Below are 19,292 nucleotides of genomic sequence, written 5' to 3'. Positions count from 1 at the left end.
CTCGTTTCGAAAATAGATTAGTATGCTTCCAACCCTACTTCTGTTCAACATTCTTATTTCTTTTGCGCTTTAACATCTGCTACCAGCTTATCCAATGTGGCCTGTAGCTCTTCGGCAGACTGGTCTACCACGACGTTAGCTCCTTTGGAATCCTGTTTTACCGCCTCGGCTACATCAGCATCATGGTACAAATCCACGATCGTTTTGTAAGTCGCATTATCCTTATCCTCCGCACGGGCAGCAAACACGTTCACATATGGCTTCGCTTCTTCACTGCTTGCATCATCCTTGTAGATGGCTCCATCCAGCTTGAGCCCGGCATCTGTAGCAACACCGCTGTTCACAGCTGAGGCGGCTACATCAGACAAGACGCGTGGCGTCTGCTGAGCGACAACTGGGACAATCTCCAGCTTTTTAGGATTCCCTTCTATTTCATCCGTGGTCGGATACAGGCCCGCATCCTGCTTCAACTTAATCAGCCCTGCAGACTGGAGAAGTTTTAAAGCCCGTCCCTGATTGGACGGATCATCCGGTATAGCAATTTTTGATCCGTCAGGAATATCCGATACGTTTTTGAATTTTTCAGAGTACAGTGCCATCGGAGCGATAATCGTTGCACCAATAGGGACGATATTCACATCATTTTCTACATTAAACTGACTGAGAAAGGCCAAATGTTGAAAGGAATTCAAATCTACCTCTTTATTGGCGAGCGCCTTATTGGGTAATGTATAATCCGAGAAACTGATCAGCTCAATTTCAATATTTTTGGCCTCTGCTTTCTTCTTGAGCACATCCCAATACGTGTCCTCAGATCCTGAAACCCCGATTTTAACATGTACTTTTTCATTCGCATTTGAGCCCGAACCGTTAGCTGAGCAAGCAGATAGAACCCCTACACTAAGAATAGCCAGTAAACCCAAGCGAAATATTTTTTTCATTTTCATTTCCCCTTTAATCGTTATGTATAATACTCTGTTCCCATTAGCGCCGTAGAAATTTACGAGACAAGTAGTTCCCCGCATATTGGGCAACCTGTACAAAAAGGATCAGCAAAACAATCGTGACAATCATGACCGAGGTATCGAATCGTTGATAACCATAGGTCATTGCTAGATTCCCCAGACCACCTCCGCCCACCGTACCAGCCATGGCAGAGAAATCAATCAAGGCCACGGTAATAAACGTCAACCCAAGAATCAAAGGTCCCAGCGCTTCCCGAATCAACACACCCGTGATGATCTGAAATGGAGTCGCTCCCAGTGCCTTGGCAGCTTCTATCATGCCCGGATCTATGGAGACCAGATTATTTTCTACAATTCTCGCTACAGCAAAGGCCGCTACAATAGTCATTGGGAAAATAGCCGCCGAGGTTCCAATCGTGGTTCCCATGATTAAACGCGTAAACGGGCTAATCGCCACTAAAAAAATGATAAACGGAATCGGGCGAATGATATTAATCAGCAAATTCAGAAACATAAACACAAATTTGTTTTCAAACAAGCTCCCTTTACGTGTCACATATAGTACTAAACCAATCATAAGCCCCAGAATACTGGCAAAAATCAGCGTGACAACAACCATCAAAAGCGTTTCCCCTGTAGCCTCCACTACCTTGAGCCAAAATGTATCCCAATTAACTCTCATGATCGACGACCTCCCTGACTTCCACCGTCGTTCGTAGTTCCTCCACGACCTTGTTAACTTCATCGTCTGCGCCGATTAACTCGACAATCAGGCTTCCGAACAGCGCTCCCTGCAGCTCATTAATGCTTCCATATACAATGTTATAATCCAGATTATGCTTCCGTGTCGCTCTAGAAAGCACCGGTTCACTGGTCGCCCCACCCCGAAAAACAAGTCTGTACAATCGGCCAGCGTGATGCTCCCGAATCTTGCTCAGCAGTTTGGGTGAAAGCTGATCATTTAGTACAGAGCGAATAAAATTTTTCGTCGTCTTCGTCTGTGGATTGGCAAATACATCGAACACACTGCCCTGCTCAATCACCCTACCATTCTCCATCACCGCCACACGGTCACAAATACTGCGAATCACATTCATTTCATGGGTTATGAGCAAGATCGTAATCTGGTACTCTTCATTTACTTTTTTCAGCAGCCTCAATATATCTTCTGTCGTTTCCGGATCGAGGGCCGAGGTCGCTTCATCACAGATGAGAATATCGGGCGAATTCGCCAGTGCTCTGGCAATGCCGACCCGTTGCTTTTGCCCGCCAGATAACTGCTCCGGATAGGAATCCGCTTTATCCTCCAATCCAACAAATTGCAGCAGTTCCTTAACACGAGCATCTATCTGTGCCTTGGGCAGTTTAGCCAGTTTTAGAGGATAAGCCAGATTCCCATATACAGTACGAGAGTTAAACAAATTAAAGGTTTGAAATACCATCCCGATCCGTCTTCTTAAATTTCTTAGTTCCTTGGGTCGTATCTGAGTAACATCCTGATCATTAACGACAATTCGTCCCTCTGAGGGGCGTTCCAGTAAATTGACAAGCCGGAGCAGCGTACTTTTACCTGCACCGCTAAAGCCAATCACGCCGAAAATTTCTCCTTTTTCAATCGATAACGAAACCTCTTCGAGTGCATTTACCTTACGATTGGGTAAGGTAAATATTTTGCTAACTTGTTCAAACTTTATCAAACTGCTTCCTCCTTACGTCTACAATGTATGTATTCCTCCATCCCATTTTAGTAATCCGGTGGATTTAATCGGATTTATACCCTAAAAAAATTCCCTAATCTTCGTTTGAACGAAGGTGGGATTATTTAACTGTATATTGCATTGTTAACACCTTAAGACAAGAAGAAGAATCTGTCAATAAAAAATGAATATAGCTTTCAGACTTCTGTAATCACAATTGCTTACACTTTTAGGCCTACAAAGCCAAATAAGGCTAACCGTATATTTGCAAAGTTTGCAAAATCGGCAGCCCTTTGTGCTTTGTAAGCTTGATCATCCCACAGACTAACGTGTAGAAGTATTTTTCAAATCCGCTTCAAATCGAAGGCCGATTTGTTGTCTTGCATCCTCCATCACTTCAGCGACTGCTAGTGAACACTCCAAGGAGTTGATGGAACTGTTGCGTTCACCACTCTTGATCAGATCAATAAATTCCTGAATTTCATAATACATCGGCTCACGCGTCTGAGCTTTCGTCAAATCCTCAATCGTACCGTCCCGATAATGAATTTTCACCTCATAGGGCTGGCTGATTTTGTCGATCACCATCGTTCCATTCTCACCCTGAATTTCAGCAGGCAGATAGGAATCTGTAATTTTGGAATGCATGACGATAGCATCCATATCAGGATACCTCATCACGATACTGCCCTCGCCATCGACACCAGAGGACAAAAGTACACCAACCGCCCGAACCTCCTCCGGTTTGCCGAACAAAGTCACCATAGGATACAAACAATACACTCCAAGGTCCATCAAGGAACCATTGGAAAAGGCCGGATTAAACGCATTCAATACCTTACCTTGCTTAAAAGCATCAAAGCGTGAGGAGTATTGACAGTAGCTTGCAAAATAACGCCGAACCCGGCCTATTTTATACATATGATCCTTTATTATTTTAAAGTTAGGCATAAGCGTGGATTTAACGGCTTCCATCAGCAGAACATCGTTGTTGCGCGCAGCTTCGATCATGCTCTGCACCTCTGTTGCATTAGAAGCAAAAGGCTTCTCACACAGCACGTGCTTTCCGTGATTCATACATAGGATCGCCTGCTCCGCATGCAAGGAATTGGGACTGGCAATATATACGGCATCTACCTGATCACTTGCGGCCATTTGCGCCAGGTCTGTGAAAACCTCCGGCTGGCTGTTATATTTGTCAGCAAAAGCTTTGCCCTTATCCTCTGTGCGTGAGTACACCGCCGTCAGGGAAAATTCGTCCGTCTCCATCGCAGCTTGAATAAACCTCTCTGTTATCCAGTTGGTTCCAACAATACCAAAACGCATCACAGTATCCCATCCTTCCCGTGAGTCATTACAATTCATATGTACCTATTCTCGCATTCCAGCCTAAACTTGTCCACTATACCGTTAGTCATATCTCATGCTTTAACATGTTCATTCGACAAAAAAAGACTGTAGTCTATCAGCATAATTTATACTGATTGTACCACAGTCCCTGTTATTTATTTGGGGTTATATCTCTATTTTTTTGATATCACTTTTCCTACTTCTTCCAAAATGGCATCCATGGAAGCTGGGTCGTGTACATCATATTCATCAATGTTCAGACGCAGTACAGGACAGGCATCAAATTCGTTGATCCAATTGGAATATCTGCGATGCATTTGCTCCCAATAAGAACGCTCGGTCTGGATCTCCATCTCGCGACCGCGCTCCTCAATCCGACTCAGTATGGAGGGCAAGCTGCCTTCCAGATAGATCAACACATCAGGGTGCGGGAAAAACGGTGTCATCACCATCGCCTCAAACAGGCTAGTATACGTTTCATAATCGGTAGGGTTCATCGTTCCCTGATCGGCATGCATTTTCGCAAAAATGCCTGTGTCCTCATAAATAGAACGATCCTGCACAAAACCTCCACCAGACAAGAAAATATTCTTTTGTTCCTTGAAGCGTTCCGCGAGAAAATAAATTTGCAAATGAAAGCTCCATCTTTCGAAATCGTGATAAAATTTCTCCAGATAGGGATTATGATCGACCTGCTCCAAGGAGGTTTTAAAACCAAGGCGTCCGGCCAAAGCACCAGTCAGCGTGGATTTACCTACACCCACTGTACCCGCTACCGTAATCAGGGCATTCGCAGGAATGTTGTAATTATTCACTATATAAGCTCCTTTACATCGGAAACAATTTGTTTAAATTGTGCCTGGTTTTCTACAAAATCAATTTCATTCCCGTTCACGGTCAATATACGAGGGGAAGGGGACTGTTCAGCGAGAAACTGAATGCCTTTATCATAATCTATTATCAATTGCTCTAGATAGGCGGGGTCCATCTCCTGTTCAAAAGAGCGTGCACGCTTGCGAATTCTCCCCAGTAAGGTATCCAAATCTGCTTTAATATAAATGATAATGTCCGGCTTAGGCATATCATCTGTGAGCAAATGATAGATTTGACGATATTTTTCGAGCTTCACACCCTTAAGCGTACGTTCAGCAAAAATCAAATTCTTGTAGATATGATAATCAGAAATAACGGGCTGAGCTTTCTCGATATATTGCAGACCAGTATCCTCCAGCTGCTTATACCGATTGCAGAGAAAAAACATTTCCAGCTGAAAACTCCACTCATCTATATTTTGATAAAATTTATCGAGAAATGGGTTCTCCTCGACAATCTCTTTGATTATCGGCAAATGTAGCTCGGTTGAAAGCATCGAAGCCAACGTCGTTTTACCTGCTCCGATTGGCCCTTCAACGGCTATAAATGGGGCTTGTTTCATGTGGTTCTGCTCCTCCTTGTACTCCCGTCCATCCTGTGGACAACTATCCTATTGTATCACAAGGTAGTATGCTAAAGGCATACCAAATCTATGGATAAAACAAAAAAAACAGAGCGCTACATTTTGCTTCATAGCGTCCCTGTTTCTCATTTAAACCAACCTTTTTCATTAAAACGTGTAATCGCCTCGATCCGGTTACTGACACCCAGCTTATCGAGAATGACTGAAATATAATTGCGCACCGTCCCTGTCGTTAAATACAGTTCACCAGCAATCTCTTTTGTATTCTTTCCGTCAGCGATGAGCGCCAAAACGGTCTTTTCACGCTCTGTTAGCGGGTTGACTTCGGCATAAGCATCATCGACCAGTTCTGGAGCGTAAATACGTCGACCTGCCATAATACTTCGAATAGAGGAAGCCAGCTCTTCACTGGGACTGTCCTTGAGCAGATAACCGTGTGTCCCCGCCTTGATCGCTCGTTCAAAATACCCGGGGCGAGCAAACGTAGTTAAAATCAGTACCTTGCAGTTCAAGGCTTTGAGTTCCTCAGCCGCATCCAATCCGCTCTTAATCGGCATTTCGATGTCCATAATGCATATATCTGGCTGGTGCAGCTTCACCAGTTCTATAGCTTCTTCCCCGTTGCTTGCTTTTCCGACTACTTTCATGTCCTCTTCCAAGTCTAGCAGGGAGGCTAGAGCACCCAGCAGCATACGCTGGTCCTCCGCGATAACAATTCGAATCATGGCCCCACCTCCTCATTTGGCTTTTCAGGGATATTGGGCACTTTAATGACCAAGGTCGTTCCCTGATCTGAACGCAACTCCATACACCCGTTCACGAATTCGAGCCTTTCCTTCATTCCTTGCAGGCCATTTCCCCGAAAGGCCCCATTTTCCCCCGTAGCACCGACTCCATTATCCTGAATCCGAAGAGTTAATTCCTTACGAGACGGCTCAATGGTGATGGAACAAGCGGTGGCTCCACTGTGCTTAACCACATTTGTCACTGCTTCCTTCATACACATACTAAGTACATTTTCATTCATTAATGATGTATGCTCCAGCTTTGGGTCGCCCTCCAGAGTCAATTCAATGTGAGCAGCCTTTAAGATCTGCCGAATACGTAACAGCTCATCCTCTAGTCGCATACCGCGCATTTGAGTAACCATTTCCCGCACCTCTTTTAACGCGCTTCTCGCTGTGAGACGAACATCGTTAATTTCAGCATGAGCACGCTCCGGGTACTGATCCATCAGTTTGCCCGCCAAATCGCTCTTCAGCCCGATGAGTGACAGCTTCTGACCTAAGGTATCGTGCAGGTCACGCGCAATTCTTTGCCGTTCCTCCAGCTTAATCAATTCCGATATTTTCTTATTGGCATCCTCTAATTGGACTTGGAGCCGATCGCTTTTGTTGCGATTAAAATTCGTAATCGGAAGGAGAATCACACCGATCAGATTGAGCAGGATAAAAGGAATCTGTTTAATAAAAACGGGATTCTGAGATACAAAACCGTAATTGATCAATCCAATCGTAATAACCATTAAAATTATATACAGCGTCGTAAATGCAGCCTTACTTTTAATATTACCGATCAAATAGGCAATAAATATAGAAAAATACATATAGCTAAACAGCAATGTCATGGTAATCGATATGGCAATCTGTACACTGGTCCAGAAGTATATGAGCCAGCCTTTTGAGACAAAAGCCAATACATAACATGCAAAGAATACCAAAATAATAGCAGTACCCAGAATAATATGACTTGTAGATGAAGAGCTAAAGTAGTAAAAGGGCAGGATATAAAAGACGACCCACACATAAGGGCTAAGCCCTGTATTTCTTTGGAAAATCTGATACCATTTTTGCATCCTTCCACCCTCTTCTACTTCACATGACTTATATCCCTTATCTTATCATACCACTGGTCTCGTCTGCTCGAAAGCACCAAAGGTGAAGCCTTTCCTGGGGGTGTTGCCGCTTACGTACTCATGGATGATAGTTCACCCATGCCCCCTCATTCGAGAAATAGCTGCCGATCAATAACTGTGAACCGCAAATGAACACTTTGATTAGAAGCCGTCCAGTTTGCGGGAACTGATCTCAAGCTTAAGCCATTCACTGTACACTCCACCCACTGCACCAGATCGTGCTTTGAAATGGGACTGGTCTATATTTCTGATCAGCTCGTTCATGAATTATACATACCTGACGTTATTAAATTTCTTTTCTATATCTTTAGCAAATTTTCCGCCCTCATCAGCTAAATGTTTTCTCATAAAGAATCCACCAAAACCATTTATCCATGCTGCAAAAGCCAATAGCCGAGATGGAAAGTCCGCTCCAATCGTACAACTAAATTCGCAAGAGTTGTTATCAACAGGCGTGACCTTCATTTCCCATGGAACTCCAACGATGGCGGGTATCCATCGCCATATATATGCTTCTGTCTTGTCAGAGTAGAAACGCAAATGATCCTTTGTGTGCTCTTTTAATTGATAGTGCTGAACAATCATCTCATTCCCCATATTTTCCACATTAACCATATAGAATTCACCATCTTCAAAATAACTGCCCATTGCCTTATGAGCTTTTGAAAATGATTCATATTCAGCTGGAGTCATCTCAGTTACCCATTTGTACAAATCCACATTTTTAGCTGCAATCTGCAATTTAAATTTCTTTGTCATTCTCATATTCACTATCCTTCTTTCCTGTAATTTTTCTTGTGAGTTCATCGTGCCAATTCATAATCATTTGAAAATATTCTTTGCCAAACATCAACGTCGCGTGCTCATATACACCCATCTCATGAACGTGCTTCTCTTCTATCAAGGCAAGCTGGTTATATTCACAGGCGACAGTAGTTTGAAAGCTGGCAATCAAACGAACAACCTCAATGTCGTCAAGATATTTATAGAAGAAAAGCTTACTCAAATACTCATAATTAAAAGGGGAAAAAGTACATGGTGTTTTTAACCATTCTATAAATTCACTCTTCCCTTTTTCCGTAATACCATATGATTTTTTGAATCTGCCTTCCTCTACCACTTCTTCATACTTGATAAGCTCCCCCTTTTCCATTTTTTTCAGCATAGGATATATGCTTCCGAAGCTGGCATCAATAAAGTTGGAAGTGCTTATCGTCATCTTCTGCTTGATTTCATATCCTGTCATATCCTTTTCGCAGAGGAACCCAAGTATTACATAAATCAACATAAAATCTATTCCTTCTTTCCTGGCATAGTGAATTATCCTTCTGAAATCAAAGGGAACTTATCTCTGTTTATATGTAGCTAATTTATATATAATCGATATATATCGTCTCGATATATAGAATGTAAAGGTTGACGATCGATTTGTCAATAGCGCTTGCTAAAACAAAGAATGAAAGTACTGCATTTTCAATATAAACAAAAAAATCTAAAAGGATGTTATCCCTTTAGATTTCTCAAAGTAAACTGCAATTTTTCAACATCTCTTCAGAAGAGTTTTGTACAAAGTTATTTTCTTTCTGTGCTTACAACAGGTGTAGGGATGGGTTTCGTAACTGCAACACGTTTGCTGAGGAGCGGCTTCACTTGTTTAAAGGTCAAAAAGGTTTTCGTATTTTCATCCCAAAGTCGGAACTTCAAAGATTGCAGACTGCTACTCACTGTGATTGTGGTTGCTTTTTGAAGTAACGGTGTCGCTTCATGCGCTTTTTCCAAATTATAATTTGGCACTTTTGGGCTCAAGTGATGAACGTGATGAAATCCGATATTGCCCGTAATCCATTGCAATACTTTAGGAAGCTTGTAGTAAGAACTGCCTTCTACGGCTGCATTAATATAACTCCACTCTTCATCGTGCTCAAAATACGAATCCTCAAATTGGTGTTGTACATAGAACAGCCAGATTCCCAACATACCAGATACAAAAAAGATAGGTGCCTGTACCAGAAGGAAGGCCTGCCATCCAATAGCCCATGACAACAGTGCGTACAATACAACGATGGATATATTCGTCACATAGGTGTTCATTTTTTCCTTGCGTTTGGCTGTCTTGATATTAAAGCGATAGGAAATCAAAAAAGTATAGATCGGACCTAGTCCAAACATAACCCAAGGATTTCGATATATGCGATAGGCCAACCGTGTCCATGTGGAAGCCTCTGTGTACTCTTCTACCGTAAGCACCCACATGTCACCTGTGCCTCTTTTATCCAGATTACTGCTGGTTGCATGGTGGATTGCGTGACTATTTTTCCATTGGTGATAAGGACAGAGCGTAATAATACCTGTAATCGTTCCCACAATGTCGTTCAGCTTGCGGCTTTTGAAGAAGGATTGATGACCACAATCATGAAAAATAATAAACGTCCGTACCACAAACCCCGATGCAACAATGGCAATTGGAAGTGTCAGCCAGTACGAAACCGACAGACTAAGATAAGCAGCATACCACAATAGGATCAGTGGACCCAAGGTATTGATGAGTTGCAGAACGCTGGATTTTGTGTTTATTTTCTCGTAGGGAGCCATATTTTTTTTCAATTGGGCTAATGGGAGTTGTGTCATACTCATTATGATCCTCCTTTAAAATGACGCCTATACCTTGATTCTGTTAGGCGTACATGTTGATCTAATCTCAGTATAAGGTAAAGCCTCTAGGCGCTGTAGTCATAAACGTCAGCTCGAGTATATGACATTTGTCATATAGACAAGTAACACAACCCGTTTTCCAAATGTTCGCGGGTTTCTTTTCTGATGATTATTTGTTAAAATATAAGGTATAATAACGCTGTATGTGACTGGCGAAGTCAGTGGAATAAACCACGAGGGAGCATACAAAAAAAGCGTACCGTTCGCCTGGGAGAAGTATTTGCAGAGGATTCGTCTGTCTTGACGACCTTGTGCAAATACTTTTTTTTCGTTTTAAGACCATGACACCCTGTTGATAAATCATGCGATAAATTCAGAGGAGGCACGGACTATGGCTATAATCATGAAATCCAAAGAAGCAGCTGAGCAAGTATATGCAACGATCCGTTCACAGGTAGAAAAAATGAAGCAGCAAGGACACCGTCCCCATCTGGCGACCCTATTGGTAGAAGGCGATCCGGCATCTGCATACTATGCCCGGACCAAGCAAAAAATAGCGGAGAAGCTGGGCATCTCATTTCATCTCCATACTTTTGATCGTCATGTTAGCGAAACCGAGCTACTGCACCTGATCGGCAGTCTGAACGATGCATCCCATGTACATGGTATTATGCTGGAACTGCCGCTTCCCCAACATCTTTCCGCCTCCGTTATTAAACAATCCATCGCCCCCTACAAAGATATTGATGGAATAACACCTGATAACAAGCTGGCTACCGTAACAGGTGACGCCGGACTATATCCCGCAACACCTCAAGCCTGTATCGAGCTGCTCAAGCATTACGGTCACACCTTGGCAGGCAAAAATGTCACTCTCGTGGGCATCGGGCAGACAGTGGGACTTCCCCTTTTCCACATGTTGCAAAGAGAAAATGCCACCGTTACCGCCTGTCATGCAGGTACGCGTGATATTGCAGAGCATCTGAGCCATGCAGACATTGCCTTCGTTGCAGTCGGATGCCCTGATGTGATTACGCAGGATATGGTCCATCCTGGTCTGATTCTCGTGGATGCAGGAATTAACGAGACGCTGGAAGGAAAAATCGTGGGTGACGCTGCTTCAAACGTGGGTGAAAAGGTACATGCCATTTCTCCGGTTCCCGGCGGTGTTGGCACCTTAACGACTGCGATTTTGTACAAAAATCTGCTCAAAGCGATACATCTGCAACACTACTCCAGAGAGGTGGTCTATTCATGAGTGAACTGTCGTGGAACAATTCCATCGGACATTTTCTGAAAGAGGCTGCAAGTGCAGCGCCTACCCCCGGCGGAGGAAGTGTATCCGCACTGGCTGCGGCACTAGGCGCGGCTATGACCTCCATGACCGCCAACCTTTCACAAGGAGAAAAATATGCGCACATCCATGAACAAATCACGGACGTCATTAGCAGCATGGAAAGATTGTCGACACATTGTGAGGAACTAATGGTCGCAGACATCCAATCCTTTGAACAGTACATGACCGCGCTGCGTTTGCCCAAGGAAACAGATGAAGAAAAGCGCTATCGTACCCATTCCTTACAGACAGCGGTGATCGCTGCCATTGAGGTACCCATGCGTCTGCTGGAAGTATGCCGGGACGGATTGTCGCAAGCCTATAACATTGTGGAAATGTCCAATAAAAATGTGATTTCGGATCTTGGCATCGGCGCGATCCTGTTCGAAGCAGCAGCTCAATCTGCCCTGCTTACCGTCGACATTAACCTTGCTTCGCTGAAAGACTTGGACGTCAAATACTCCTATGAGACCAAGACAGCCGCACTCATCCGTGAAATCGGACAAATCAAAGACCAAACCTTGTTGATGGTGCGCAGTCGAATAGCGAATTAGTCTGCTCATAACCGTGTTTAACCTGTTCTAACCAACATATTTCTGCTTACTCGTTAAAAGAAATAGCCTCCAAATCCATCTCTAATCGTGGGTTTGGAGGTTATTTTATTGAAATTTATACATTTTGGAAAACTTTTCTATATTATCTACGTCTATGGATAGGAGGATATTCTCGAAGGTATCATTTTTTATCTTATACACATTGATCAAGAAATGAGGAAAATCGTATGAAAAGACGAACTCTATTACTCAGTATATTCACGTTATTGTTATTCAGTTCTAACGCGTGGGCGGACGAAAAGGAGTCTACATCCCATATTCGTTCCTATGATTCTGGGAGTCTGATTCAATCCGATGGAAGCTTGTGGCTGTGGGGCTATAATCAATCCGTACCGACTCGCGTAGAGGGTAAGCCGGACGTTGTAAAAACATTTTCTAATATCATCAACGAGGGCGATCTGGTATTTTCCTTACAAGACCACTCTGCTTGGTATGTGCCTAGAAATAATATTGCTGAATCCGTGAAATTCGTTCCTCTGAAAGGATTACAAAACCTCGCAGCTGTAAGTAGTTTGAATGATCATGTGCTCGCTCTGAGCAGCGAAGGCAGCATATCTTCCGCTGATCGACTCGACAATGGAAACATCTCTAGTCCTTTTCAAACCCTATCTGGCCTCGAAGAGGTTGCCAATATAGATAGTTACTATGAGGAAAGACCGGATTATGAGGAACGCTGGATATTTCTAAAGAAAGACGGCAGTGTGTGGAAAAATACAAAAGCCTTGCAGGGCTTCGAACCTATTTCATCATTAAAGGATATTACTGCAATTGCTAAAAACATAGCCTTAAAAAAAGATGGCACCGTGTGGACGTGGCCCAAAGAATTTGATAAAAATGCAACTCCGTCCGAAACTCTATCCGTATCGCAAATTCAATCCTTATCGGGCATCAAGACAATCAAGGCCAATAGGTATTCCAATCTCGCGATTGATCAGCAAAGTCGACTATGGTTCTGGGGTGCTACAGTTACAGGTTCCTCAGATAATACAACCTATCACAACGAAAATACCCCTGTACTATTAACAGGAGTAAAGGATGTTAAAGACGCCTTTTTCGTTGAACGCTCCATACTTGCCCTAACCACTGCTGGGAATGTATATGTTGCGTCTCTAGATGGTGAAAAGTTATCATCCAATGCCCCCTTTACATTACTTGCTAAAAATATTCAAAGCATCAAAGCAGGCCCACGGCACGTAATCATGCAAAAAGCAGATGGCGCCCTATGGGGCTGGGGTGTCAACAAACACGCGCAGCTCGGTATAGGGGACTATGAGTTTCTTTATAGTTCACCAGTTCCTGTACAAAAACCGATTCTTGTCTGTCTTAATGGTTCGCCTGTCCCTCTGAGTAATGGTGCCATTACCCGCAACGGGCAGGCTTTTATTCCCCTTCGTTCTGTTTTTGACAAGCTGGGGGCCGAGATCGCTTATGATTTCAACAGCAAAATAGCGAATATGAATCAGTCTAAGACAGAAGACCATCCTGTCTCTCTAGAAGTAAATTTCAAAACCATCCAAACAAAAGTGAACGGTAAAGCTGTAAAGCTCACCAATCCGCCCTTCATGGTGAATGGTATTGGTTATCTTCCATTAAGGCTAATCAGCGAAACACTAGGGGCCAAAGTAGATTGGATACAAAAAGAAGATACTATTGAAATTACGACGAAATAGTAAATAAAAAACCAGTCCAAACATGATTCATGTTGGACTGGTTTTTATTGCTAGATACTGCGTATATTATGCGATCTCTTAGTCGTTTTGGGCAATTCATTACAACGCAGAATCTCACATCTATTGTTTAGCTTTATTCTCTTTTTCTCTTTCGACCAGCATATCTACGATCATATCAATTTGCCCGGTAATAGCGATTGGATCATAGCGATAATACGTATCAAAATCGTTAAAGAACACTCTATTGTTCTTCACCGCAGGAAGATTCCCCCACACAGCGGACGATTTCAGTTGCTTGAGCGCGTCACCCTTTTTCTCCGGGTCATACGTAGTCAGGAACATATAATCTGCGTCATACTGTGGCAATACCTCCATCGAAAGCTGCACCGTTTGTTCCTTGGAGTTAGCTGTTTTCTTTGGCATATTCAGTTTGAGCGCATTGTACACGGCTTGTCCGCCGCGCCCCGCATTGTCGCCAAAAATCCAAAGTGCGTTTTTGTCCGTCAGCTCATACAGACCGAAAGTTGCCTTTTCGTCAATCACACCTTTAAGACGTGCGCGACCTTCAGCGGCCTTTTTATCAAATGCAGCAATAAATTGCTCAGCCTTCTCCTTTTCCCCGGTGATATCGCCGAACAGCTTGACCGTATCATAGATATTAGTCGTCGTACCGTACGGAATGTACAGGGTAGGTGCGATTTTAGAAAGAGCCTCATAATTCGTATCCTTCATAACCACGATCAGATCGGGTTTGAGTTCCAGCGTCTTTTCCAAATTGGTCGGATCACCCACCTCTTTGGTTCCTTTTTCCTTCAGCAAATCGGTCAGAAAAGGATTTTGAAACGCAGTCGGCTCCACACCCACCACGTTAGCACCCACGGACAGCAATTCTCCGCCGTAAAAATCCGTTACAATGCGCTGTGGCTTAGCAGGAATTTGAATATCCCCTTTAACCGTTTTAAAGCTTCTAGTCTCTCCAGTAGTAGCCGACTCTTGCTTATCTCCTGAAGATGAAGCCGGATTACTTCCATTATTATTTCCGCCGCAAGCGCTGATGAATACAGACAATACAAGTAACATAGCTGTCATCATAAAATACGATTTTCTTTTCAACTGATTAGCCCCCTATATATTGTGAAGATGATCCTCCCGATACACATAATAATGATAATGATTATCAATATCGTAAGAAATATATCAAGCGTCGTCCTTACTGTCAACTAAAAAAAGAACTTTGCATCATTTCACTTTAAAAATGAAAAGACCTGCCAAAATGATGGCCAGGTCTTTTTTCGTGGAGCCGTCTCAAAAACCTACACATTGGGGCTAGGTTGCTGAAGGCTGCTTTCTGGTGGTCGTTGTTTTGTTTTATATTCTTCTCCCCAATCCTTCATCAGGTTAATAATCGGGATCAGCGTTTTTCCAAATTCAGTTAGAGAGTATTCGACCTTAGGAGGAACCTGTTGGTAGACTTCACGGTGAACGACTCCGTCCTCTTCCAGCTCGCGCAATTGGAGTGTCAGCATACGCTGAGTAATTCCCGGACAGATCCGCCGAAAATCACTAAATCGCTTAGTCCCATACATAAGATGATATAAAATAATCCCTTTCCATTTGCCCCCAATCACGTCCAGCGTGAACTCAACTGGACACGCCTGATCATTTCCAGCGGTACATTCCCCAAAGCCGCCTTTCCGATTGCGCATAGGCTTTTCTCCTCCTAGGTATCATTTTATATACTACAGCACATTAATGTGCGTACTTCAAAAACGATCATGTATATTCTAATATTAAGCATGTCACTTGGTAAGCGTCAATTTTAATCACATCCATAAGGAGTGGAATAACGATGGAAACCTTAACTACTACTAAAGATCAAATCTTATCTGCATACGAGTTCAGACATGCAACGAAGGAGTTTGATAGTCATAAGAAAATTAGCGATTCCGATTTTGATTTTATTCTTGAAACCGGTCGTTTATCTCCAAGCTCATTTGGCTTTGAACCTTGGAAATTTGTTGTCGTTCAGAGTAACGCTATGCGTGAGAAGCTGCTGCCTTACTCTTGGGGGGCCCAAAAACAACTGCCAACAGCCAGCCATTTTGTACTCATCCTCTCTAGACTTCCTGAAGATATGGTAGCCTCCTCCGATTATATCAAGAGTATGATGGAGAACGTGCAGCAATTACCCGCTGAAGTGATTCAAGGCAGAGAGAAAGTGTATGATGCCTTTCTAAAATCAGATTTTGGGCTGGAGGAAAATAAAAGAGCCTTGTTCGAGTGGGGCTGCCGACAAACCTACATCGCACTGGGCAACATGATGACTGCCGCAGCTCAAATCGGCATTGATTCCTGCCCTATCGAAGGTTTTAATAAACAGGAAATCGAACGCATCCTCTCCGAAGAAGGCATTATGGATGCCGAGCATTTCGGTATTTCTTGTATGGTGGCATTTGGATACCGTCTCAACGAACCGCGTGGCAAAACTCGGCGATCTGTAAATCAGGTTATTGAATGGGTGTAAAAGCTTTTCTCTAAAACAAAGGGGCGTCCCACAACCATTTCCATGGCTGTTGGGACACCCCCTTTTCATAAAACCTCAAGTCTTAAAAATTCTGTCATTCCAAACCCTTACTGATAATTTACTTCTTCCGCGAAATAGATTTCCTTTAAACGATCCTTTACGCGCTGAATTTCATCTGCTGTTAACGGAGCCGTAGGATGCAGCTTAAAGTTCCTTCCAGTGACATAGCTTACATCTGTGTTCTTACCCAGATTGTAGGCCATCTTCGGAACCGGATTTCGGGTATAGTCAGTAAAGTCAATAATGGACCATGCCGCATCTCCATCCTCCTTGGATAAAATAATCCGCTGTGAGGCGTTTTCAGTCCACAAGTAACGCAGATTGGCTGGTGAATTATTGGAGTCCATAACTGCCTTAAAACCTGAGCCTCTAAACATGAGCGAAAACTCCGTATGATCATTACTCAATCCAGCTATCGATTCATAAATCTGTTTCAGCCCATCCACGCCCACAATCTCAACCTCACGGTCAACAGGGAAGTGCTTCACAAAGTTCTCCCATATTTGAGACATGTTATGGTTTTTGGCAAGCCAGTTGACATCCAAAATAATGGACATGTAGTTTACTGTATTCAAACGTTGATACGGGTTATCTAAATATTGCTGTGCTATATACAGTTGTGGTGCCGCATCCGTTTCCGTCACATATGGATCACCTGGATGGAGAGTCCAGCGTGAAGAATCTTTGGTATAGCGCGACCCAATGGGATCAATCGTAATCGAGTTCATAAATACGATACCGCTATTATTTGTAAGCCCTTGTGCCGGAACAATCGGATTATCCTTATGGGACCAGTAAGGCATCAAAGGTGAACCCTCACCATACATGTTGTTCACATTATACTGTGTTGCCGACCATCCCATCGCTGAGGTGATCTTAAAATGATCCTTCAGCCATTGGGCCTGCTCAGGATTCACCGTAAAGCCGGTCAATGATTTAGGCAGATACTTCCGATATTGGTCTGTATCCATACTTTCAAACACCGAAGGTGATCCCAACGAACCAGATTGGTGCAGCTCATTGAGGGCATTATAACGATACATATACAACCACTCGTTCATCTGTGCTTCCCATTCAGGAAGATCAAACAGATTATTCGGATACCCATCCAAAATCCCAACTTCATCGCCATACTGATCCACGTATTCCAAAACCTTTTTAAGCTGCGGACGATTTGATTCCACAAAAATAAATCTATTTTCCATGGCCCACGTCACTTTTAAGTTGGTACCAAAGTGATCCATCAGTAATTGACGTGACTGCTCAATTTGCTCTACCGTGGTCGTACTGCCCGCATCTTTTCCCTGCAGCATCATGGAGATAGCAAAATATTGCTTTTTGCGTGCTCCTGGTACTACAGTTAACTCGGCATCGGATATAAAGTGAATTCCCTGAGAGGGTGACTCAACCTCAATCTTGAATGGAATGACAGAGTTTAATGCAGGAATCAGATGCAGATTGGCAATATGTCCATCCTCGTCAAATATCCCTCTGGAATCCTCTATCCGAAGCTTTAAATCTGACGGCAATAGACCGGACGGTATGACCTCTCCCTTTGCATTTTGAAATACATAGGGCATGCTCCAGGCATCAGGGTCTAGAGTCGTGGCCTGTGGAATGGTGTACGTCGCCAAGTATACGGACCTGATTACACTCGGGTCCTCTACCGGAGGAGTCATTCCTTTCACGATCAGCTTGGTCTGTGCTTTAAGCACCTGATGGGGTTTAGCAATGATGACTTCCATCTCTACAGGAATGTAACCATCAGCAGCAGGTATATTTTCGGAATGCGCAATTTTCCCATGTTCATCAAATACACCTAATGTATCACTAAATGTGTAGGTGACACTTGTGACGCTAACAGCGGGAATGCTTACCAAGTGCCCTTTATTGTAGAGATCAAAGGACAGCTGATACGAAGGATACGTTTCCGGTTGATTGACCAACTCGGGCGCCTTGATTACGACCTCATCCACTAGAAAATCCGAAGAATGATCCGATGGTTCTGAGGGAGTCACTGGTGGTATCACTGGCGGTATGACTGGTGGTGTCACTGGTGGTTTGGGACCGGGATCTGGTCGTACAACTGGCGGTTCCGGGTTCGGCTCTGTAGGTGTTACCGGAGATACCGGTGGATCGGGTCTTGGACTGTGGCCTTTAGGCTCTTCGATCTCCGGATTCGCACGCTGGTGACTAATTTCTGGCGCCAGGTCGACCACGATCTTCTTCGATTCCGGTGGACTGGCTAGCTGATTCGTCGTTGCAGTTCCATTTCCTAATGACTCCAGCAAACGCTTGGCACGTTCTCTCAGACCGTCGCCACCTAGCCATATCCGATACGCTACCAGTGTAGCATCCTGCCGTCTCACAGACTCTTTGGGATGGAAATAATGATTCGTATCCCCCTCGATCAGCTCCAAACGTTCCATCAGCCATACGCTCGTTTGTGCATAGTCTGATATATCAGACTGATCCACAAAACTGGATCTATCGGAAGCGCGGGTATCTTCAGAGACACCAAAATACCTGGCATACCACACTGCCATATCCTGACGAGTCATATTGTGTTTTGCACCAAATAACTGATCACTAATTCCTTTGGTAATGTTCTCTGCTTGCAAGGTCTGCACATAGGGTAGAGCCCACGGTGACACATCACTAAAAGGAACAATGCTTTTGTTAACCGAAGTTCGTTTTAAGGTTTTAGCGAAAATACTCGCCCATTCCTGCCGCGATATAAAATGTACAGGTCGAAAACTACCATCCTGATAACCCGTAACATACCCTTGAGCAGCCATGGCCTCAATTGCATCAGCTGCGTAGGAATGTTCAATATCGTTAAAGGCCCTGTCTGCAAAAACAGGCACAGTATGTATACAGAACAACCAAACAGCCAGTAAAGCAGCGATGTACTGCCTAATTTGTTTTAACTTTTTTTCACATTTCATATTATTTTGGATTCTTGCACCTCCTTTACAATATAGCATCAGGTTACTTGCACCTGGACTTCTGTGTAAATTCCGAAAATTATTTCTTTTGTTTTCAAACGGATT

Annotated in this window: 19 protein-coding genes and 1 riboswitch; of the genes, 4 read left to right on the top strand and 15 right to left on the bottom strand. The window is 43.5% G+C overall.

Annotated elements, in window-relative coordinates:
- Nucleotides 1–53 precede the first annotated feature (53 nt).
- The 12 genes from KAI36_RS04545 to desA form a co-directional block, all read right to left on the bottom strand.
- The gene (locus KAI36_RS04545) at nucleotides 54–941 is read right to left on the bottom strand and encodes a MetQ/NlpA family ABC transporter substrate-binding protein (RefSeq protein ID WP_104496654.1); all 888 of its coding nucleotides are present in this window, start codon (nucleotides 939–941) and stop codon (nucleotides 54–56) included.
- Between the two features lie 43 nt (nucleotides 942–984).
- Nucleotides 985–1,647, bottom strand: a complete 663-nt coding sequence (locus tag KAI36_RS04540; protein ID WP_023987133.1) for a methionine ABC transporter permease — start codon at nucleotides 1,645–1,647, stop codon at nucleotides 985–987.
- Nucleotides 1,637–2,662, bottom strand: a complete 1,026-nt coding sequence (locus tag KAI36_RS04535; protein WP_220027071.1) for a methionine ABC transporter ATP-binding protein — start codon at nucleotides 2,660–2,662, stop codon at nucleotides 1,637–1,639. Before KAI36_RS04535 ends, KAI36_RS04540 begins: the two co-directional genes overlap by 11 nt.
- Before the next feature lie 324 nt (nucleotides 2,663–2,986).
- A complete protein-coding gene (locus tag KAI36_RS04530; RefSeq protein WP_276572466.1) occupies nucleotides 2,987–3,988 on the bottom strand; it encodes a Gfo/Idh/MocA family protein in 1,002 nt (333 codons plus the stop codon).
- Nucleotides 3,989–4,185: 197 nt separating this feature from the next.
- Entirely contained in the window at nucleotides 4,186–4,827 is a 642-nt protein-coding gene (locus KAI36_RS04525; RefSeq protein ID WP_013308920.1) for a deoxynucleoside kinase, read from the bottom strand.
- Entirely contained in the window at nucleotides 4,827–5,447 is a 621-nt protein-coding gene (locus KAI36_RS04520) for a deoxynucleoside kinase (protein WP_023987130.1), read from the bottom strand. Before KAI36_RS04520 ends, KAI36_RS04525 begins: the two co-directional genes overlap by 1 nt.
- Nucleotides 5,448–5,593: 146 nt before the next feature.
- Nucleotides 5,594–6,193, bottom strand: coding sequence for a response regulator transcription factor (locus KAI36_RS04515; protein WP_013308918.1), 600 nt, complete (start codon nucleotides 6,191–6,193; stop codon nucleotides 5,594–5,596).
- Nucleotides 6,190–7,323 carry a sensor histidine kinase gene (locus tag KAI36_RS04510; RefSeq protein WP_220027070.1) on the bottom strand — a complete coding sequence of 378 codons (1,134 nt, stop codon included), beginning with the start codon at nucleotides 7,321–7,323 and terminating at the stop codon, nucleotides 6,190–6,192. The genes KAI36_RS04515 and KAI36_RS04510 overlap by 4 nt, the downstream gene beginning before the upstream one ends.
- A gap of 201 nt (nucleotides 7,324–7,524) precedes the next feature.
- A complete protein-coding gene (locus KAI36_RS27100; protein WP_258382246.1) occupies nucleotides 7,525–7,647 on the bottom strand; it encodes a hypothetical protein in 123 nt (40 codons plus the stop codon).
- A gap of 3 nt (nucleotides 7,648–7,650) precedes the next feature.
- Nucleotides 7,651–8,148, bottom strand: a complete 498-nt coding sequence (locus KAI36_RS04505; protein WP_023987128.1) for a hypothetical protein — start codon at nucleotides 8,146–8,148, stop codon at nucleotides 7,651–7,653.
- Complete coding sequence (locus KAI36_RS04500) at nucleotides 8,126–8,671, bottom strand: PadR family transcriptional regulator (RefSeq protein ID WP_220027069.1); 546 nt, start codon at nucleotides 8,669–8,671, stop codon at nucleotides 8,126–8,128. The genes KAI36_RS04505 and KAI36_RS04500 overlap by 23 nt, the downstream gene beginning before the upstream one ends.
- A gap of 284 nt (nucleotides 8,672–8,955) precedes the next feature.
- Nucleotides 8,956–10,017 carry a Delta(5) desaturase DesA gene (desA, locus tag KAI36_RS04495; RefSeq protein WP_071639671.1) on the bottom strand — a complete coding sequence of 354 codons (1,062 nt, stop codon included), beginning with the start codon at nucleotides 10,015–10,017 and terminating at the stop codon, nucleotides 8,956–8,958.
- A 213-nt stretch (nucleotides 10,018–10,230) separates the two neighbouring features.
- Nucleotides 10,231–10,315: riboswitch (ZMP/ZTP riboswitch) on the top strand.
- 111 nt (nucleotides 10,316–10,426) lie between these two features.
- On the opposite strand from desA, the gene KAI36_RS04490 reads away from it, so the two are divergent.
- The 3 genes from KAI36_RS04490 to KAI36_RS04480 all read left to right on the top strand — a co-directional run bounded on the left by KAI36_RS04490 (nucleotide 10,427) and on the right by KAI36_RS04480 (nucleotide 13,655).
- Nucleotides 10,427–11,293, top strand: a complete 867-nt coding sequence (locus KAI36_RS04490) for a bifunctional 5,10-methylenetetrahydrofolate dehydrogenase/5,10-methenyltetrahydrofolate cyclohydrolase (RefSeq protein ID WP_220027068.1) — start codon at nucleotides 10,427–10,429, stop codon at nucleotides 11,291–11,293.
- Entirely contained in the window at nucleotides 11,290–11,925 is a 636-nt protein-coding gene (locus KAI36_RS04485) for a cyclodeaminase/cyclohydrolase family protein (protein ID WP_023987124.1), read from the top strand. The genes KAI36_RS04490 and KAI36_RS04485 overlap by 4 nt, the downstream gene beginning before the upstream one ends.
- A gap of 227 nt (nucleotides 11,926–12,152) precedes the next feature.
- Nucleotides 12,153–13,655 (top strand): stalk domain-containing protein, encoded by a 1,503-nt coding sequence (locus KAI36_RS04480; protein ID WP_220027067.1) that lies wholly within the window; start codon nucleotides 12,153–12,155, stop codon nucleotides 13,653–13,655.
- A gap of 120 nt (nucleotides 13,656–13,775) precedes the next feature.
- On the opposite strand, the gene KAI36_RS04475 is transcribed toward KAI36_RS04480, so the two are convergent.
- The gene (locus KAI36_RS04475) at nucleotides 13,776–14,768 is read right to left on the bottom strand and encodes an ABC transporter substrate-binding protein (RefSeq protein ID WP_104496661.1); all 993 of its coding nucleotides are present in this window, start codon (nucleotides 14,766–14,768) and stop codon (nucleotides 13,776–13,778) included.
- 200 nt (nucleotides 14,769–14,968) lie between these two features.
- The gene (locus KAI36_RS04470; RefSeq protein WP_025721270.1) at nucleotides 14,969–15,361 is read right to left on the bottom strand and encodes a winged helix-turn-helix transcriptional regulator; all 393 of its coding nucleotides are present in this window, start codon (nucleotides 15,359–15,361) and stop codon (nucleotides 14,969–14,971) included.
- 143 nt (nucleotides 15,362–15,504) lie between these two features.
- Between KAI36_RS04470 and KAI36_RS04465 the strand changes: the two genes are divergently transcribed.
- On the top strand, nucleotides 15,505–16,179 hold the full coding sequence (locus KAI36_RS04465; RefSeq protein WP_220027066.1) for an NAD(P)H-dependent oxidoreductase: 675 nt from the start codon (nucleotides 15,505–15,507) through the stop codon (nucleotides 16,177–16,179).
- Nucleotides 16,180–16,286: 107 nt separating this feature from the next.
- On the opposite strand, the gene KAI36_RS04460 is transcribed toward KAI36_RS04465, so the two are convergent.
- Nucleotides 16,287–19,187: an S-layer homology domain-containing protein gene (locus KAI36_RS04460; RefSeq protein WP_220027065.1), complete on the bottom strand. Its 2,901-nt coding sequence runs from the start codon at nucleotides 19,185–19,187 to the stop codon at nucleotides 16,287–16,289.
- Nucleotides 19,188–19,292 lie beyond the last annotated feature (105 nt).

The organism is Paenibacillus sp. S02 (assembly GCF_019454065.1).
Classification (GTDB): domain Bacteria; phylum Bacillota; class Bacilli; order Paenibacillales; family Paenibacillaceae; genus Paenibacillus; species Paenibacillus polymyxa_B.
Note: the sequence above shows the minus strand (reverse complement) of the source record. Positions and strands in the feature narration are given on the sequence as shown.

Excerpts from the sequence above, each read along its gene's own strand:
- KAI36_RS04545 (WP_104496654.1), bottom strand. The coding sequence starts at position 941 with ATGAAAAAAATATTTCGCTTGGGTTTACTGGCTATTCTTAGTGTAGGG.
- KAI36_RS04540 (WP_023987133.1), bottom strand. The coding sequence starts at position 1,647 with ATGAGAGTTAATTGGGATACATTTTGGCTCAAGGTAGTGGAGGCTACA.
- KAI36_RS04530 (WP_276572466.1), bottom strand. The coding sequence starts at position 3,988 with ATGCGTTTTGGTATTGTTGGAACCAACTGGATAACAGAGAGGTTTATT.
- KAI36_RS04520 (WP_023987130.1), bottom strand. The coding sequence starts at position 5,447 with ATGAAACAAGCCCCATTTATAGCCGTTGAAGGGCCAATCGGAGCAGGT.
- KAI36_RS04515 (WP_013308918.1), bottom strand. The coding sequence starts at position 6,193 with ATGATTCGAATTGTTATCGCGGAGGACCAGCGTATGCTGCTGGGTGCT.
- KAI36_RS04510 (WP_220027070.1), bottom strand. The coding sequence starts at position 7,323 with ATGCAAAAATGGTATCAGATTTTCCAAAGAAATACAGGGCTTAGCCCT.
- KAI36_RS27100 (WP_258382246.1), bottom strand. The coding sequence starts at position 7,647 with ATGAACGAGCTGATCAGAAATATAGACCAGTCCCATTTCAAAGCACGA.
- KAI36_RS04505 (WP_023987128.1), bottom strand. The coding sequence starts at position 8,148 with ATGAGAATGACAAAGAAATTTAAATTGCAGATTGCAGCTAAAAATGTG.
- KAI36_RS04500 (WP_220027069.1), bottom strand. The coding sequence starts at position 8,671 with ATGTTGATTTATGTAATACTTGGGTTCCTCTGCGAAAAGGATATGACA.
- desA (WP_071639671.1), bottom strand. The coding sequence starts at position 10,017 with ATGAGTATGACACAACTCCCATTAGCCCAATTGAAAAAAAATATGGCT.
- KAI36_RS04490 (WP_220027068.1), top strand. The coding sequence starts at position 10,427 with ATGGCTATAATCATGAAATCCAAAGAAGCAGCTGAGCAAGTATATGCA.
- KAI36_RS04485 (WP_023987124.1), top strand. The coding sequence starts at position 11,290 with ATGAGTGAACTGTCGTGGAACAATTCCATCGGACATTTTCTGAAAGAG.
- KAI36_RS04480 (WP_220027067.1), top strand. The coding sequence starts at position 12,153 with ATGAAAAGACGAACTCTATTACTCAGTATATTCACGTTATTGTTATTC.
- KAI36_RS04470 (WP_025721270.1), bottom strand. The coding sequence starts at position 15,361 with ATGCGCAATCGGAAAGGCGGCTTTGGGGAATGTACCGCTGGAAATGAT.
- KAI36_RS04465 (WP_220027066.1), top strand. The coding sequence starts at position 15,505 with ATGGAAACCTTAACTACTACTAAAGATCAAATCTTATCTGCATACGAG.
- KAI36_RS04460 (WP_220027065.1), bottom strand. The coding sequence starts at position 19,187 with ATGAAATGTGAAAAAAAGTTAAAACAAATTAGGCAGTACATCGCTGCT.